15 protein-coding genes are annotated in these 17,062 nt (G+C 63.5%); 8 read left to right on the top strand and 7 right to left on the bottom strand.

Annotated elements, in window-relative coordinates:
• Window positions 1-83: 83 nt before the first annotated feature.
• From HV711_RS14840 to HV711_RS14830, 3 genes are all read left to right on the top strand, one after another.
• Window positions 84-992 (top strand): LysR family transcriptional regulator, encoded by a 909-nt coding sequence (locus HV711_RS14840; protein WP_035481385.1) that lies wholly within the window; start codon window positions 84-86, stop codon window positions 990-992.
• Between the two features lie 171 nt (window positions 993-1,163).
• Window positions 1,164-1,361 (top strand): hypothetical protein, encoded by a 198-nt coding sequence (locus HV711_RS14835; protein ID WP_028363550.1) that lies wholly within the window; start codon window positions 1,164-1,166, stop codon window positions 1,359-1,361.
• Between the two features lie 83 nt (window positions 1,362-1,444).
• Entirely contained in the window at window positions 1,445-1,825 is a 381-nt protein-coding gene (locus HV711_RS14830) for a DUF5594 family protein (protein WP_013589024.1), read from the top strand.
• A gap of 41 nt (window positions 1,826-1,866) precedes the next feature.
• On the opposite strand, the gene HV711_RS14825 is transcribed toward HV711_RS14830, so the two are convergent.
• The 3 genes from HV711_RS14825 to HV711_RS14815 all read right to left on the bottom strand — a co-directional run bounded on the left by HV711_RS14825 (window position 1,867) and on the right by HV711_RS14815 (window position 6,453).
• Window positions 1,867-3,666 carry a methyl-accepting chemotaxis protein gene (locus HV711_RS14825; protein WP_035481387.1) on the bottom strand — a complete coding sequence of 600 codons (1,800 nt, stop codon included), beginning with the start codon at window positions 3,664-3,666 and terminating at the stop codon, window positions 1,867-1,869.
• A 258-nt stretch (window positions 3,667-3,924) separates the two neighbouring features.
• Window positions 3,925-6,036, bottom strand: a complete 2,112-nt coding sequence (locus HV711_RS14820; protein ID WP_035481390.1) for a phosphocholine-specific phospholipase C — start codon at window positions 6,034-6,036, stop codon at window positions 3,925-3,927.
• 81 nt (window positions 6,037-6,117) lie between these two features.
• Window positions 6,118-6,453: a hypothetical protein gene (locus HV711_RS14815; protein ID WP_035481392.1), complete on the bottom strand. Its 336-nt coding sequence runs from the start codon at window positions 6,451-6,453 to the stop codon at window positions 6,118-6,120.
• Between HV711_RS14815 and HV711_RS14810 the strand changes: the two genes are divergently transcribed.
• Window positions 6,392-6,562 (top strand): hypothetical protein, encoded by a 171-nt coding sequence (locus tag HV711_RS14810; protein WP_175145125.1) that lies wholly within the window; start codon window positions 6,392-6,394, stop codon window positions 6,560-6,562. The two genes, HV711_RS14815 and HV711_RS14810, sit on opposite strands and share 62 nt — an antisense overlap.
• Window positions 6,563-6,609: 47 nt before the next feature.
• On the opposite strand, the gene HV711_RS14805 is transcribed toward HV711_RS14810, so the two are convergent.
• The 4 genes from HV711_RS14805 to HV711_RS14790 all read right to left on the bottom strand — a co-directional run bounded on the left by HV711_RS14805 (window position 6,610) and on the right by HV711_RS14790 (window position 11,274).
• Window positions 6,610-7,440, bottom strand: a complete 831-nt coding sequence (locus tag HV711_RS14805; RefSeq protein WP_035481394.1) for an alpha/beta fold hydrolase — start codon at window positions 7,438-7,440, stop codon at window positions 6,610-6,612.
• A gap of 8 nt (window positions 7,441-7,448) precedes the next feature.
• Complete coding sequence (locus tag HV711_RS14800; RefSeq protein WP_035481396.1) at window positions 7,449-9,053, bottom strand: benzoate-CoA ligase family protein; 1,605 nt, start codon at window positions 9,051-9,053, stop codon at window positions 7,449-7,451.
• Window positions 9,054-9,202: 149 nt separating this feature from the next.
• Window positions 9,203-10,798: a 3,4-dehydroadipyl-CoA semialdehyde dehydrogenase gene (locus HV711_RS14795; protein ID WP_035481398.1), complete on the bottom strand. Its 1,596-nt coding sequence runs from the start codon at window positions 10,796-10,798 to the stop codon at window positions 9,203-9,205.
• 8 nt (window positions 10,799-10,806) lie between these two features.
• Window positions 10,807-11,274 (bottom strand): DUF4863 family protein, encoded by a 468-nt coding sequence (locus HV711_RS14790; RefSeq protein ID WP_035481400.1) that lies wholly within the window; start codon window positions 11,272-11,274, stop codon window positions 10,807-10,809.
• 182 nt (window positions 11,275-11,456) lie between these two features.
• Here HV711_RS14790 and HV711_RS14785 point away from each other — a divergent pair, with 182 nt between their 5' ends.
• From HV711_RS14785 to boxA, 4 genes are all read left to right on the top strand, one after another.
• A complete protein-coding gene (locus HV711_RS14785; RefSeq protein WP_035481401.1) occupies window positions 11,457-12,449 on the top strand; it encodes a helix-turn-helix transcriptional regulator in 993 nt (330 codons plus the stop codon).
• A 114-nt stretch (window positions 12,450-12,563) separates the two neighbouring features.
• Complete coding sequence (gene boxC / locus HV711_RS14780; RefSeq protein WP_035481403.1) at window positions 12,564-14,234, top strand: 2,3-epoxybenzoyl-CoA dihydrolase; 1,671 nt, start codon at window positions 12,564-12,566, stop codon at window positions 14,232-14,234.
• 67 nt (window positions 14,235-14,301) lie between these two features.
• On the top strand, window positions 14,302-15,729 hold the full coding sequence (boxB, locus tag HV711_RS14775; RefSeq protein WP_028363540.1) for a benzoyl-CoA 2,3-epoxidase subunit BoxB: 1,428 nt from the start codon (window positions 14,302-14,304) through the stop codon (window positions 15,727-15,729).
• Between the two features lie 85 nt (window positions 15,730-15,814).
• The gene (gene boxA, locus HV711_RS14770; protein WP_028363539.1) at window positions 15,815-17,059 is read left to right on the top strand and encodes a benzoyl-CoA 2,3-epoxidase subunit BoxA; all 1,245 of its coding nucleotides are present in this window, start codon (window positions 15,815-15,817) and stop codon (window positions 17,057-17,059) included.
• Window positions 17,060-17,062: the final 3 nt, after the last annotated feature.

Below are 17,062 nucleotides of genomic sequence, written 5' to 3'. Positions count from 1 at the left end.
CCGATTGTGGAGCGGTCAAGGTTCATTGACAATCACATGAACGGTTGACAGACTGTCAAAGTAATTTTGACAAAGGCCTTTTCGTGGACGTCAATTCGCTGACCCTCCTGGTGGAAATCCTGGACGCGGGCAACCTGAGCGAAGCCGCGCGGCGACTCAAAATGAGCCGCGCGAACGTGAGCTATCACCTGAATCAGCTGGAGCGCTCGGTCGGCTTGCAACTCGTTCGGCGCACCACGCGCCGCGTCGAGCCCACGGAGATCGGTCTGCAGTTATACGAGCACGGCCGCGCGATCCAGAACGCGCTGCTCGCCGCGCGCGAATCGGTGACGACGCTGGGGCGAAGCCTGCAAGGGCGCGTGCGCTTAAGTGTGCCGAGCGGTTACGGCCAGCTCGTCATGTCCGAGTGGTTGATCGAATTCAAGCGGCGCTATCCCGGCATTGTGCTGGATGTGCTGTTCGAGAACCGCGTGGAGGATCTGATGCGCGACGAAGTCGACATCGCCGTGCGGATCATGTCCGAGCCGCCGCAAAATCTCGTCGCGCGCGATATGGGGTCCGTGCGCTACGTTGCCTGCGCTTCGCGTTCGTTCGCCGACAGCCACGGCATGCCGGTCCAGCTCGACGATCTGCGCACCGCGCCGCTGATCACGGCAGCCGTGGTGGGGCGGCAATTGCGCGTCGCCGCTTATCTGCACGACGAGCGTCATGAGGTGCTGCTCGAACCGACCATCATCTCCGAGAATTTTCTGTTCCTGCGGCAGGCGGTGCTGGCGGGTCTCGGCGTCGGCATCGTGCCCGACTACGTGGTGCATGACGATCTGAAACGAGGCGACGTGGTGACGACGCTCGACGAGTGGCGCCTGAGCATCTTCGGCACGAACATGTACATGCTGTACATGCCGAACCGCCATCACACGCGGGCGGCGGCGACGTTCATCGAATTCATTCTCGAACAGGCGCGCGCGAGCGGAAGAGGCGGCGCGGCCTAGTTTGCGGTTTCGCAGGGTTTCGGCTGGTGGCGGGCGCGGTTTACTGCGAGTATTCGGCGCGGCTTGCGGGTTATGGACAATTGCGCCGCCGCCTGCCTGCCCCCAGTATGCTGTGAACAAGAGCGCAGACGCGCCGTCCGGCAGCACGTCGAAACGTCAGGGGAGACCAGAATGAAGTGGACCGTTGCCTTGCTCATCATGCTCGCTGTGCTCGCGAGCGCGGTTGCGGCGCTGCTGATGGCGCGCCTGCCGGCCGAGCAGGCCATTCGCCTTGCCGGTTATGCAGCGACGGCTGCGTTTGCCGCGCTCATCAGTTTTGTGATTCGCAGGCGCAACGCTCGGGCGCAAAGAGGCAAGCGCGTCGGATAGCGCCTGCCAGAAAGTGCGCCCGCCGGCGCGCACCCTGCGTGCTACGATGCTCCGCTGCATTGCGCAGCACGCCGGAGAATCAGATGCGCCCAGACACTGCCGACCGTTTCGACAAAGAGTTCGCGCCTCGCATTGCCGAGGCCATCGCTGCGTGTTTTGCCACGACGGTGCATACCGAAGTGCTGCCGTACGGCGGTCCCGGCCGTCCCACGCGACTCCACATTCACGCGGCGCCGCTCGTGAATATTGCTCACTACGCGCATCCGTTGAATCTGTATCTGACGTGGGACAGCGACGAGATCGAGCGGCTGATGAAAGACGAAGGGCAAGCGCGATTTGCCCGCTATCTGGCGGCGCTGCCGCGCAAGCTCGCGGCCTGGCGTCACGCGCGCGAACTCGATTTTGCGTCGCATACGCAAGCGGAGCCCGTCGCGCTGATCGGTGGGCTCGACTTCGAGTCGTAAGCCCGCGCGCTGCGTTTGACTGGCGGTTGTGCGCCGGCGTTCTAGTCCAGCTTGAACTGGGTGACCGCGCCGGCAAGGCTCACGGCCTGGGTCTGCAAAGCGGCGGCGGCGGCCGTCGACTGTTCGACGAGTGCCGCATTCTGCTGGACCATTTCGTCGAGCTGGCTCACTGCGCGGTTCACTTCCTGAATGCCGCGCGTCTGCTCGTTGGCCGCTTGCGTGATCTCGGAGATGATCGTCGTCACGTTCGCGACGTTGCTGACGATCTCGCTCATCGTTTCCCCGGCCTGGCGCACCTGGCTCGAGCCCGAGGTGACGCTTGCGACGGTGGCTTCGATCAGCGCCTTGATTTCCTTCGCCGCCTGCGCGCTGCGCTGCGCGAGGCTGCGCACTTCGCCCGCCACGACCGCGAAACCGCGACCCTGTTCGCCGGCGCGCGCGGCTTCCACCGCGGCGTTCAGCGCAAGAATGTTGGTCTGGAATGCAATGCCGTCGATCACGCCGATGATGTCCGAGACCTTCACCGACGCGTGCTGGATCTCGGCCATCGTCGTAATTACTTCGGAAATCACGGCGCCGCCGCGCGACGCGACCTGCGATGCCGATACGGCCGTCGTGTCCGCCTGCTTTGCGGCACTCGCCGATTGCGTGACGGTCGACGTGATCTCCTCCATCGACGCCGCGGTTTCCTGCAGGCTCGCCGCGGCCGATTCGGTACGGCCGGACAAATCGACGTTGCCCGCGGCGATTTCATTCGATGCTACACGCACCGATTCGCTCGCGTCGCGAATCTGCCGCATGACGTGACTCAGTTTGTCGATGAACGTGTTGAACGAGCGGGCGATCTGCGCGACTTCATCGTTGCCGACGGCGGGCAGGCGTTGCGTCAGGTCGCCTTCGCCGGAGCCGATGTCGTCCATGGCATCGCGCACTTTCGACAGGCGCTGGAACGAGACCGCGGTGACGGCGGCGACGATCGCCGCTGCAATACCGGCAATCAGCACCAGCGCGATGACCGAGGCGGTCAGCAGCGAGCGCATGCCGGCGGTGGCTTCGGCTTTGTCCAGCGCGACGACCACGTACCAGTCGGTGCCCGGAATCGGTTGCGCGCGCAACAACTTGGCGCTGCCGTTCACTTGCATCTGTATCGGACGTTCCGCGTGAAAGAGCGCCGCGAGCTTCTCGCCCGCGAGCCCCGTCACCAGGTCGGACACCGGCTTCAATGTGAGCTTTGCATCCGGATGCGCGACGATCTGACCGCTCGAGTCGATCAACATGCCGAAGCTCGCGGGGGTCGGATGAATCGACTTCACATTGGCGATCACGCTGTCCATCGCGACGTCGCCCGAGACCACGCCTTTGACGGCGCCGTCGCGTACCACGGGCGCGGCGAACGCGACCACGAGCTTGCCAGAGCCGACGTCGACATAGGGCGGCGTCGCCACCGGTTTGCCCGCCGCCGCAGCCTGCTTGTACCACGGACGCCCGGTCGGATCGTAGTCGGCGGGAATGCCGGTCGGGTCGGAAAACTTTGCCGTTTTGTCCGCGTAGCCCACATAGACATTGGTGAACTTGCCGGCGGCGGCGATCTGCTTGAGCGCCGCCGAGGGGTCCGGTTGCAGCACGGCGTCCTGCAGCGAGTCGATCATCTGGCTATTGGCCGCGACCCAGTCGCTGATACCTGCCGCATGGCCGCTCTCGACGGCGGTCAGGCTGCTGTCGATGGCATCGGCGTTATACGAATTGGCGACGAGATAGTTGAGAACCGCATTAGTTGCGAGCGCAACGACAACGATGGCGACGCACAGCGCAACGATCCGCGCGCGAATGGAAGAGAACATGGTGGGAGTTTTTCGGATGAGCAATGAGTCGTGGTCGATGAGGCGGGCGCCTCACACGCTGTATACGGCTCGTGTGCGCAAAGACTTGAGTTCGCGTTTCTCCCTGTTTACGCGGGACTTGGCGCACGCTCCTGAGATTGCAATACGTCTGATGATTGCAATCCGTTCCGAGAAAACGCGACCGTGGCAGCATGAAAGAACGGCCGCTGCGTCTATCGCAGCGACCGTTGCATGACAACATGAAAATTCAGTCGACCATCACGCGCCCAGTGCAGGATCGCTCATGCTGCTCTTGCCCGTCTCCACATGGCCCGCAAAGCGGCGCGCGAAGAGCGGGTCGGTGTCGACCGTGATCGCCAGGTCATACCAGCCGTGCGCATTGCGAAGATCGAGATAAAGCTCGTCCGTATCGCCGCCGCGCACCACGCGCTTGATCGCATGCTTCGGGTCGTACGCATTGACGATGGTGAACTTGCAGTGCGCACTGCCCACGTTCTCGAGCCGCAATTGCAGATTGCCGTTCGCGACGTCGTAACCTTCGAGCACTTCCGGACGCGCGATATCCGAGCCGTTCCACCAGCTGCGAGCAACCGGCCGCCCCGTAAAGCGGCGCAAGAATCCGTTCGGACCATGCACGGTGAAATCGTAGGTGCCGTCTGCGTTCAGCGCGAACTCGTCCTGCAGGCGCTTGCCGGCTTCCACGGTGTAGGTGCACGGCGCGTCGGGACTATTCGCGCGATAGACCTGAAATACCGCACCCGCGTTGCCCGTGTTGACGAAGCGCAGCGTCACGGTTTTCTCCGCGCCTTCGCCGTGTACGCGCACGAAGAGCTCATACGGCAGCGCGCGAGCGGGGCGTACGCCCGGTTCCTGACGCGGCACCGCCTGAATCGCAGGCGGCAACGGCACATAGTCGGGATGACGGTTCTTATCCGCGGGCACATAGCCGCTCGTGCTCGGTAGTGTGGGGAACGCATCGTTCGGATTGCTGAAGTTGAATGCCGAAGTCAGATCGCCGCACACCGCACGACGCCATGGCGAAATGTTCGACTCGCCAAGATTGTGCTGCTCGCCGAAGCGTTGTTCGATAAAGCGGATCACGGACGTATGGTCGAACACCTGCGAGCACACGTAGCCGCCTTTCGACCACGGCGAGACGACGAGCATGGGCACGCGCGGGCCGAGGCCGTACGGCGCGGCGACGTTCTTTGCGTCGCCCGGATAGATCTCGTTGACCGTGTCGACGGTGGACAGGCCGTTCGCGCTGGAGCTGGGCGCGCACGGCGGCACCATATGGTCGAAGAAACCGTCGTTCTCGTCGTAATTGATGAGGAGTACGGTCTTGCTCCAGACATCCGGATTCGAGGTCAGAATCTGCAAAACCTGGTCGATGTACCACGCGCCATAATTCGCCGGCCAGTTGGGGTGCTCGGAATAGGCTTCCGGTGCGACGATCCACGAGACTTGCGGCAGCGCGTTGTTCTGCACGTCGCGCTTGAGGATGTCGAAATAGCCGTCGCCCTTCAAGGCATTCGTGCCGGTGCGCGCATTGTCGTACAGCGGATTTCCCGGCTGCGCGTTGCGGTACTGGTTGAAATAAAGGAGCGAGTTATCGCCGTAATTGCCGATGTACGCGTTCTGGGTCCAGCCCCACGAACCGTTCGCATCGAGACCCGTGCCGACGTCCTGATAGATCTTCCACGAAATGCCGGCGTTTTGCAGTACTTCCGGGTACGTCGACCAGCCGTAGCCGAGCTCCGAATTGTCGATCACCGGACCGCCGCCCGTGCCGTCGTTACCCACGCCGCCCGCCCACATGTAGTAGCGGTTCGGATCGGTCGGGCCCATCAGCGAGCAGTGATACGCGTCGCAGATCGTGAACGCGTCGGCGAGCTGGTAGTGAAACGGAATGTCCTCGCGCGTGAGGTAGGCCATCGTGGTCGCGCTTTTGGCGGGCACCCATTGATCATAGCGGCCGCCGTTCCAGGCGGCGTGTGTGGTGTTCCAGTCGTGCGCGAGGTCTTGCAGGAATTGCAGGCCGAGGTTCGGCGCGCTGGGACGAAACGGCAGCACGTAGCCGGCATCGGCGGCGAGCGGCTGATACCAGACCGGCTTGCCGTTCGGCAGATTGATCGCGCGCGTATCGCCGAAACCGCGCACGCCGCGCAGCGTGCCGAAGTAGTGGTCGAACGAGCGGTTTTCCTGCATCAGCACGACAATGTGCTCGACGTCGCGGATCGTGCCCGTCTTGCTGTTGGCCGGAATGGCGAGTGCGTTGCGGATGCCGGCCGGCAGCATGCTCAACGCGGTGAAGGAACCTGCCGCCTGCGCGGCCGAGCGTAGAAAATCACGGCGATTTTTTGAGGTCATGGTATGAGCCTTCAGGTCTTCGAGGGGGAACACTCCCCGCGGCGCGCGACCCTGAGCCGCGCGTTGCGTGAAGCGCGGAACTCAATCAACGGTATGGACAACAGGTGTGGCGAGCGGCGCCGAAGCGGCTGCGGACAATGCCGGGTCGGCGTTTGATGCGGGTAGTGCAGGGCTTTGAATCGTGACGGCGGCGGGCTCGGGCGCTACGGAAGACGGATTGGCCGATAGGGCGCCGGGGCTGCCATTTGCGTTGCCACCGGTGTTGCTGTTGTCGACGAGGCCAGGCTGGCCTGGTTCAGGCGCCTTCGCGTCGTCGTTGCCGCATGCGCCGAGCAGTGCGCACAGCGGCAGCGTCATGAGCGCTATCGCCAAACGTTTGGCATGCGAGGCAATGCACGGCTTCCACACAAAGGACATGGCGATTTCTCCTGCACGGGAAACGCGCGGGCATCGGCATGCCCAGGTCAGCGGTGCAAAAAGAATATCCGCTTACCTGTGTAACTTTTGTGAAGTTTTGGAAATTTGAGGAATTGATGAGGATTGGGGAATTGTTGGGGATGGGAGAGTTTGCGGCTAGACATGCCGCGACACGAACGCCGCAATAACGTCGTTCAGTCGATCCGGGGCGTCGCGATGCGGCGAATGTCCACAAGCCTCGAGCTTCGCGAGCTGCGCATGCGCGACGTACCGCGCAATCGTGTCGATCTGCGCCATGGTGCCGTAGTTGTCGTCATAGCCTTGCACGGCGAGCAGCGGTTTGTCGATCGACGCGAGTTGCTCTGCAATCGACCACTGCCGGAACGCCGGATTCAACCAGACATCGTTCCAGCCGTAGAAAGCAGAATCGACGTCCGCGTGGTAGCGCGAGAGCTTGTTGCGCAGATCAGTCGTTTCGTAAAGCACTTTCGTTTGCGCGATGCTTTGCACCGACAGGTCTTCGACGAACAGATGCGGCGCGATGGCCACCGCACCCGCAAGCGCGCCAGGAAAGAGCGCCGCATAGAGCAGCGCGATGGAGCCGCCGTCGCTATGGCCGATCACCCACATGCGCCGGCGTTCATGCATGTCGACGCTGAGCGCGTCCAGAAGCGCCGGCAGAATATCGCGCGCCTGGTCCGTCATGAAATCCACCGGCCATTTGACGTGATGCTCACGCGGTGTCGACCAGCCGTATCCGGGGCGCGAATACACGAGCCCACGCAGGCCGAGTCGCTCGCATAACGCTTGTGGCCAGTCGCGCCACATGGCGGTCGAGCCGAGTCCTTCGTGTAGAAAGACCGCCAGTGGCGCACCGGCCGCCGCGGGGTTGAGCCAACGGTATTCGATGCGCAGCGGCTCGCGCGAAGCGCTTCCAGGCAACTCGGCGAAATGGAGGGTCGGCCTGCCGACGGCGGGGCTCTGCATGTATCACCTTATGATAGTTCGCGCAGCTTGAAGCGCTGAATCTTGCCGGTGGCGGTTTTCGGCAAATCGTCGACGAACACGATGTCGCGCGGATATTTATGCGGCGCGAGCCGTTCCTTCACGAAGGCCTTCAATTCGTCCTCCAGTATCTCAGACCCGGCGAACTCGCGCTTTAACACGACGAACGCACGCGTCTTGACGAGACCGCCGTGATCGACGCCCACGACTGCGGCCTCGAGCACCGCGTCGTGCTGGACCAGCACCATTTCCACTTCGACCGGCGATACGTATTGGCCGCTGACCTTCAGCATATCGTCGCTGCGGCCCGCATAAACATAGCAGCCATTCGGCAGGCGACAGTATTTGTCTCCACTGCGGATCCATTCGCCGAGAAACGTGGCGCGCGACTTTTCGCGGTTGCTCCAGTACATAAGGGCCGCGCTGGGCCCTTTGATGTACAGGTCGCCCACTTCGCCGTCGCCGACCGCATGGCCGCTCTCGTCGCGCAGCTCGACCTCGTAGCCGGGCACAGGGCGCCCCGTCGTACCGTATTCGACCGCGCCCGCGCGATTCGACAGGAAGATATGCAGCATTTCCGTGGAGCCGATGCCGTCGAGAATTTCGCAGCCGAAGTGCTTCGTAAAGCGCTCGCCGATTTCGCGCGGCAAGGCTTCGCCCGCCGACGTGCAAATGCGCATCGCGACGTCCTCGCGCGCGGGCAGATTCGGCGAGACGAGCATGCTCGCGTAGAGCGTCGGCACGCCGTAGAAAACGGTCGGCCGATGGCGCGTGAGACGTGCGAAGACAGCGTCGGCGGTAGGGCGCTCCGCCATCAGAATCGCAGTGGCGCCGACCGAGAGCGGGAACGTCAACGCGTTGCCGAGACCGTAGGCAAAGAACAGCTTGGCCGCGGAAAACACCACATCGTTCTCGACGATGCCGAGCACTGGCTTCGCATAGAGCTCCGCAGTCCAGTAGAGATTGGCGTGCGTATGCACCGTGCCCTTCGGTTTGCCGGTCGAGCCCGACGAATACAGCCAGAACGCGATGTCGTCGCTGCCGGTTGCAGCGGGCCTGGCGGCAGGCTCCGCGGCATCGACGAGGTCTTCGAACACGGGCGCGGCGAGCGGAGTGTCTTCTACTGCGGCCGATGCGCGTCTGGAAACGATAAGCTGGCAGCCGTCGTGCTCGGCCGTCTCCATGGCTTGCGTGACATGCACCGCGAGCGCGCGCGACGCGATCACCGCGCGCGCATGACTGTGCGTGAGCATATAAACATAGTCCGCGGGCGTGAGCAGCGTGTTCGCCACCACCGGCACCACGCCGGCATACAGCGCGCCGAGAAAAGCGATCGGCAGTGCAACGCTGTCCTGCATGACAAGCAGCACGCGCTCCTCAGGATGCACTCCCAAGTCGCGCAATGCAGTCGCGAAGCGCCGCGAGCGTTCCTCGAGTTCGCCGTAGGTGGTCGTCCCGCTATCGTCGATATAAGCGGCTTTGGCGGCGCGCGACGCGTTCAATGCAAACAGATGAGCCGCGAAATTGAAGCGCGCGGGCGGCGGCTCGGCCGTTACGGCGGGTTGGCTTGCAGCCGGTTCGAACAGGGCTTCCATATGTCTCCTCCATCGAGTGGGGGCGGTCCGGCTGTTATGTGCTCATGATCCGCTCAATGCTTGCGTGCGCTGGTGCGCTGGTGCGCTGGTGCGTTAGAGGGCGCTCATCTCGTGCTTCCTGGCGGTTATTGCAGACGTAGCGGACATCGTCAGGCCGCGGGCAAAGAAGTGACGTGGCCGAGTGCTTCGAGCGCAGCTGCCGACGCCTGAACCGCGGCACGCCGGTGATAAAAGCCGAGTGCGCGCAGACCGCCGAGTTCTTCGCCTCCGCCCGCGCGTCCCGGTCCGCCGTGCAGCGACATCGGCATCACATTGCCGTGGCCTGTCTGGCTTTGCTGCACGGACGGCGACACCGCATGCACGCGGCCATGCGAATCGGCGAGTTCGAGCGCCAGCCTGCCGAGATGTGCGTCGTCGTTCGAATAGATCGACGCGACGAGCGAGCCGTGCCCGCGTCGCGCAAGGGCAACTGCATGCGCTTCGGGCAGACTACCGGCATTGCTCGCGACGCGATACGGCGCGACGCTCGCCACGGGGCCGAATACTTCGAGGTCATGCAACAAGGTCGCGCTATCTGGATCGTTGACGACGAACAGATGCGGGGCCACGCAAGCCGCGATTGTTGCGTCCGCATCGATAAGGGCTGCTGACGAGCCGTCATACGCGAGCACCGCTTCCTCGCGCAAGGCGGCGATTCCTGCCAGCACGTTCTCGCATTGCGCCCGGCTCACGAGCGAGCCCATGCGCACGGCGTCGTTGCGCGGATTGCCGACGGTAACTTTGCTCAGCTTCGCTTTGAGCGCATCGACCACAGCCTCGAGCGCCGTGTCCGGCACGAACGCGCGCCGGATCGCGGTGCATTTTTGTCCGGATTTCACGGTCATTTCGCGCACGACTTCGCTGATGAACAGTTGGAACGCAGGCGTGTCCGGCGTGGCATCGGCGCAGAGAATCGCGCTGTTCAGGCTGTCCGCCTCGACATTGAGCCGCGCTCCGCGCGCGACGAAGGCCGGATGCGCGCGCAAGGTCGCGGCCGTCTCCGCCGAGCCGGTGAAGGACACGACATCGAATGATTGGATCTGATCGAGCAGGCCCGCAGAGCCGCCGCAGATCACTGAGAGCGCGCCGCGCGGCAGAATGCCTGCGTCGACCACATCGGCGACCATGCGCTGCGTGAGCCACGCCGTCGCAGTGGCAGGCTTCACGATAACGGGCACGCCCGAAAGCAGCGCGGGCGCCGCTTTTTCCCACAAGCCCCACGAGGGGAAGTTGAACGCGTTGATGAATAGCGCGACGCCGCGCGTCGGCGTCAGCACATGCTGCGCGCTGAACGATTGATCTTTGCTGAGCGCGCCTCGGTGGCCGTCGCGCAGCGCATGCACGTCGCCGAGCGCCGCGCCGAGCTTCGCGTAGTAAGACAGCGTGAAAATGCCGCCGTCGATATCGACCGCTGAATCGTTGCGCGTCGTGCCCGAGTTGGCGAGGGCGATGGCGTAGTAGTCGTCGCGCTTGCCTTGCAGCAGCTTGACGAGATCGGCAAGGCGAGCAGCGCGCTGTGCATAGGTCAGTTCGCGAAGTGCCGCGCCGGCTTCTTCGCGTGCGAAACGGAAGGCGTTCGCGAGGTCGAGTCCCTCGCTCGACACGCGCGCGAGCGCTTCTCCCGTCACCGGGTCGCGCAGCGTGACGCCTGCTCCGGCGCCCGCGACCCATTCGCCCGCGACGTGGTTCTTCAACAGTTCGGCCATGACAGTGCTCACGCAGCGGTAAATTCGATTGCGCCTTGCGGCAGGAGATAAAGCACGAGTGCCTCGCCGTTCGCCACGGTCGGGCGATGCGCGGACCCCGGCCCGTAGACGCACCAGCCCGCCGGGTGGCCGTCGAAAGTCGCGCCTTCGGTCAGCGGCATGATGAGATCGATCTCGCCATGCGGATGAACGTGATGCGGGCCGGCTATGTCCTTCATGTGGACCACGTCGACGGAAAAGCCGTGTGTGTCCGGCAGCGCCTTGAAAATGCGGCCATAGCGAATGCCGCCGGCCTCGCGGTTGCACAGCCAGCCTTCGGCGACGCCGGCGCGGCAGGCGTCGACCAGATCGCGAAAGGCCGGGCTGTGGGCGGCATAGGTGCTGTTAAGCCAGGCGGCGAGTTCGGCGTCCAGCGGCCGGCCGGGCAGCTGGGCGGTGACATCGGCTATCAGCCGCTGAAAATGGGTTGGGGACATGCAAGCCTCCGGGCTGTGCGCACGCACGTTAATGCATGTGACGCGCTACGCGGTCTCCGTGATGCCGCGCGAAAAATCGCGGCAGTCTTTGTATATAGATCAATGTTGGGCGAAAATTAACCGTTCACAGGGTGTGTGTCAAGCACTATAGTACATGTATTGTGGTTTGGGAGGTATAGAATATGAACCGGAATTACACCGAGCTGCCGTCCAGCCCGCCATCGCCTCACGCGGTCGATGAGCAAGCGGGTCGCCCGGAGCGGGCCGAGCGCACCGGCGAGCGGGAGGAGCGCGACCCGTTCCTCACGGCGATGGGCGAGCGCGTGCGGCTGTTGCGCGCGCGGCGCGGCATGACGCGCAAGACGCTGGCCGCGGAGACCGGCCTCTCCGAGCGGCATCTCGCGAATCTGGAGTCGGGGGTCGGCAATGCCTCGGTTCTCGTGTTGCGGCAGATCGCGGCAACCTTGAACTGCCCGCTCGCCGAAGTGATCGGCGATGAGACGACGGCTTCGGCCGAATGGCTGCTGATTCGCGAACTGCTGCATGGGCGCGATCAGGCGGCGTTGCAGCGTGCGCGCATGGCGCTTGCCGAGATGTTCGCGCAGGCGCCGCGCGACCCGCATCGCAAGGACCGGATCGCGCTGATCGGGCTGCGCGGCGCAGGCAAATCCACGCTCGGCCGGATGCTCGCGCAGGAGCGCAAGGTGCCGTTCGTCGAGCTCACGCGGGTGATCGAGCAGCTCGCCGGATGCCCGCCCGCGGAGATTCACTCGCTGTACGGCGCAAGCGCTTACCGGCGCTACGAGCACCGGGCGCTGGAGGCGGTCATACAGGAGCACGAGCGCGCGGTCATTGCATCGCCGGGCGGCCTCGTGTCGGAGTCCGGCACCTTCAACGCGCTGTTGTCGCACTGCTTCACCGTGTGGCTGCAGGCGGCGCCGGAAGAGCACATGCGCCGGGTCGTCGCCCAAGGCGATTTGCGCCCCATGTCCGGCAACAAGGAGGCGATGGACGACCTGAAGCGGATTCTCGCGGGCCGCAGCGAGCTGTACGGCCGTGCCGACATGACGTTCGACACCAGCGAGAAAACGTTGGCCGACGCCTATCTGCAACTGCGCGATCGCCTGGCCGCGCGGCTCGCGTCCGAGTCGCCGGACGAAGCGCCGGCTAGCTGAACTGCACTCGGGCATCGGGGTTTACGCGGTAACATGCATTAAAATGCTTTACATGGAAGTGACGATGCACTATTGTTCTATAAACAACTTGCATCGTCCAGTCAGGAGACGCCCATGTCCACAGCAGAAACCGCCATCGCCCCGGTCGACTACCGCACCGACCCCTCGCAGTACAAGCATTGGAAGCTGAGTTTCAACGGCCCCGTCGCGACGCTGGGTATCGATATCGCGGAAGACGGCGGCATCCGCGACGGCTACAAGCTGAAGCTCAATTCCTACGACCTTGGCGTCGATATCGAACTGCACGACGCTGTTCAGCGCATCCGCTTCGAGCATCCGGAAGTGAAAACCGTCGTGGTGACGAGCCTGAAGGACCGCGTGTTCTGCTCGGGTGCGAATATCTTCATGCTCGGTGTGTCGTCGCATGCGTGGAAGGTCAATTTCTGCAAGTTCACCAACGAAACGCGTAACGGCCTCGAAGACTCGTCGCGTTATTCGGGGCTCAAATTTCTCGCGGCGGTAAATGGTGCGTGCGCAGGCGGCGGTTATGAACTCGCGCTCGCCTGCGACGAAATCTATCTGGTCGACGACCGCTCGTCGTCGGTGTCGCTGCCGGAAGTGCCGTTGCTCGGCGTGCTGCCCGGCACGGGCGGTCTCACGCGCGTCACTGACAAGCGCAAGGTGCGCCATGATCGCGCCGACATCTTTTGCACCGTGGTGGAAGGCATTCGCGGCGAGCGTGCGAAGGCGTGGCGTCTCGTCGACGAAGTGGTGAAGCCCAATCAGTTCGATGCGGCCATTCAGGCCCGGGCGCTCGAACTCGCCGCACGAAGCGACCGTCCGTCCGACGCGCAGGGCGTGACATTGACGCGCATCGAGCGCACCGATCGCGAAGACGGCCTCGGTTATCACACGCTCGACGTGACGATCGACCGCGCGAAGCGCATCGCGACCTTCACCGCCAGAGCGCCGCAAGGCGAACAGCCCACCGATGTCGATGCAATCGTCGCTGCAGGCGCGAACTGGTGGCCGCTGCGATTCGCTCGCGAACTCGACGACGCGATTCTTTCGCTGCGCACGAACGAACTCGAAGTCGGCACCTGGGTGTTCCGCACCGAAGGCGACGCGCGCAACGTGCTCGCCGTGGACGCGGTGTTGATGCAGCACAAGGACCACTGGTTCGTGCGCGAAACGATCGGCCTCTTGCGCCGCACGCTGGCGCGCATCGACGTGTCGTCGCGATCACTCTTCGCGTTGATCGAACCGGGCTCGTGTTTCGCCGGCACCTTCGCGGAACTGGCGTTCGCCGCCGACCGCTCGTACATGGCCGCATTGCCGAGCAACGAAGAAGAGGAGCCGGCGATCACGCTGTCGGAAGTCAACTTCGGTCTTTATTCAATGGTCACGCATCAGTCCCGGCTCGCGCGCCGCTTCTATGAGGAGGCCGAACCACTCGACGCCGCGCGTTCGCGCATCGGTCAGCCGATCAAGCCCGTCGAAGCGGAGCGTCTCGGACTCGTCACGGCGGCGCCCGACGACATCGACTGGACCGACGAAATCCGCATCGCCTTGGAGGAACGCGCAGCCATGTCGCCGGACGCATTGACGGGGCTCGAGGCGAACCTGCGTTTCAACGGGCCCGAAACGATGGAGACGCGCATTTTCGGCCGTCTCACCGCATGGCAGAACTGGATCTTCAACCGGCCGAACGCTGTGGGCGAGAAGGGTGCGCTCAAGGTGTACGGCAAGGGCAGCAAGGCGCAATTCGACGTCTCGCGGGTTTGACGCCCGCTGCAAAGCGACCCTGCGCCCGATACGCGCCTCTCACCTTCAGCATTGCAAGGAACCGACCATGTCGACCATCAACTACAGCGAAAAGATTCCGAACAACGTCAACCTCGCCGACGACCGCACGCTGCAGCGCGCGCTCGAACAATGGCAGCCGAACTTCCTGTCCTGGTGGGGCGACATGGGACCGGAAGGCTCGCATGGCTACGACGTGTATCTGCGCACGGCAGTGAGCGTGGATGCGGGCGGCTGGGCCCACTTCGATCATGTCAAGATGCCCGATTACCGTTGGGGCATTTTCCTCACGCCGGGCGAGCAGGATCGCAAGATCCATTTCGGCGAGCACAAGGGCGAGGCTGCGTGGCAGGACGTGCCCGGCGAACATCGCGCGAATCTGCGGCGCATTATCGTGACGCAAGGCGATACCGAGCCCGCTTCGGTCGAGCAGCAACGGCACCTTGGCCTCACCGCGCCTTCCATGTACGACCTGCGCAACCTGTTTCAGGTCAACGTGGAAGAAGGCCGGCACCTGTGGGCCATGGTGTATCTGCTGCATCGTTACTTCGGACGGGACGGTCGCGAGGAGGCCGAAGCATTGCTGGGCCGACGCTCCGGCGACGACGACAATCCTCGCATTCTCGGCGCGTTCAACGAGAAAACGCCGGACTGGCTCGCGTTCTACATGTTCACGTATTTCACCGACCGCGACGGCAAGTTCCAGCTCTCCGCACTGGCGGAGTCCGGCTTCGACCCGCTCGCGCGCACCACGAAGTTTATGTTGACGGAAGAAGCGCACCACATGTTCGTGGGTGAGTCGGGCGTGTCCCGCGTGATTCAGCGCACCGCCCAGGTGATGAACGAACTCGGCACCGACGACGTCACCAGGATTCGCGCAGCGGGCGTGATCGATTTGCCGACCATCCAGCGCTATCTGAACTTCCATTACTCGGTGACAATCGACCTGTTCGGCGCCGATCATTCGTCGAACGCGGCGACGTTCTACAGCTCGGGCCTGAAAGGCCGCTACGAAGAAAGCAAGCGCGACGACGATCATCAATTGAACGGGCAAAGCTACAAGTTGCTCGACGTGCAGGACGGCAAGCTGGTGGAGCGCGAAGTGCCCATGCTCAACGCGATGAACGAAGTGCTGCGCGACGATTACATCAAGGATTCGGTGGCGGGCGTGGGGCGCTGGAACAAGGTGCTCGAGAAGGCCGGCATCGACTTTCGCATGACCGTGCCGCATAAAGCCTTCAACCGCCAGATCGGCACGTTCGCGGGCACACGTGTCTCGCCGGACGGACGCGTCGTGAGCGAAGCGGAGTGGGCCGCCAACGAAAGCAAGTGGCTCGCCACGCCGGAAGACCGCGCATTCGTCGCGTCGCTGATGGGCCGCGTGGTCGAGCCCGGCAAGTTCGCGAACTGGATTGCGCCGCCCGCGATGGGCGTGAACCGTCAGCCAGTGGATTTCGAATACGTGCGCTTTAACTAAGCGAAACTGAACGAGGGCGGACGGCGGCTCGAAGCAACGAAGCGCGCGCGGCGCGCTTACAAAGCACTACATGGTGGAGGAAGTCATGAACGGCCCAGTGTCGATCGAGGTTCTCAGGCAGCATCTGATCGATCCGGAGATCTGCATTCGCTGCAATACCTGCGAAGAGACCTGTCCGATCGACGCGATCACGCACGACGAAAACAACTACGTGGTGAGGGCGGATGTTTGCAACGGCTGCATGGCGTGCGTGCCGCCGTGTCCGACAGGCGCGATCGACAACTGGCGCACGGTGCTGAAGGCCGACGCGTACCCGATCGAGGAACAGTTCACATGGGACGTGCTGCCGGAGCAGAACACGATGGCCGTGGCCAGTGCCGACGAATCCTCCGTTGCCGCCGACACGAGCGCGGACACCTCAGCGAATGCAAGCGGGGTTGAAGTCGACACGGTACGCGGCTCCGTCGTGCCGCCGTGGTCCGCCGCCAAACCGTACGTGAACCTCTATACGCATAAGGCGCCGACCACTGCGACCGTGGTCGGCAACTATCGGCTGACCGACGCGTCGACGCAAAGCGATATCCATCACATCGTGCTGGACTTCGGCTCGATGCCGTTTCCCGTGCTCGAAGGGCAGTCGATCGGCGTGCTGCCGCCGGGCGCGACCGCCGACGGTCGTCCGCATCACGCGCGTCAGTATTCGATTGCGAGTCCGCGCGACGGCGAGCGGCCCGGCTACAACAACGTTTCGCTGACTGTGAAGCGTGTGTCCGAACAGCATGGCGACTCGATCGACGGCGTCTGCTCGAACTATCTGTGCGACCTGAAAAAGGGCGACGTGGTCACGGTTATCGGCCCATTTGGCGGCACCTTCCTGATGCCGAACCATCCGAACTCGCATCTGCTGATGATCTGCACGGGCACAGGCTCCGCGCCGATGCGGGCGATGACCGAGTACCGGCGGCGGCGCCGCCTGAAAGGCGCGACCGGAAAACTGATGCTGTTCTTCGGGGCGCGCACCAAAGAAGAATTGCCGTACTTCGGTCCGCTAACTAATCTGCCGAAAGACTTTATCGACACCAATCTGGCGTTCTCGCGCACACCGGGGCAGCCGAGGCGCTATGTGCAGGACGCCATGCGCGAACGCGCGGTCGACGTCGCGCATATGTTGAAGGACGACAACACGCACATCTATGTGTGCGGCCTGAAGGGCATGGAAGACGGTGTGCTGCAAGCGCTCAAGGAGATCGCCGAGCAGCATCAGATGGATTGGGAGGCGCTCTGGGCGAGACTGAAAAAGGAAGGGCGCCTGCATCTGGAAACGTATTGACGC

The sequence above is a fragment of the Paraburkholderia phenoliruptrix genome, from assembly GCF_902859825.1.
Lineage (GTDB): Bacteria > Pseudomonadota > Gammaproteobacteria > Burkholderiales > Burkholderiaceae > Paraburkholderia > Paraburkholderia phenoliruptrix.
This window is presented reverse-complemented; position numbering and strand designations above follow the sequence as displayed.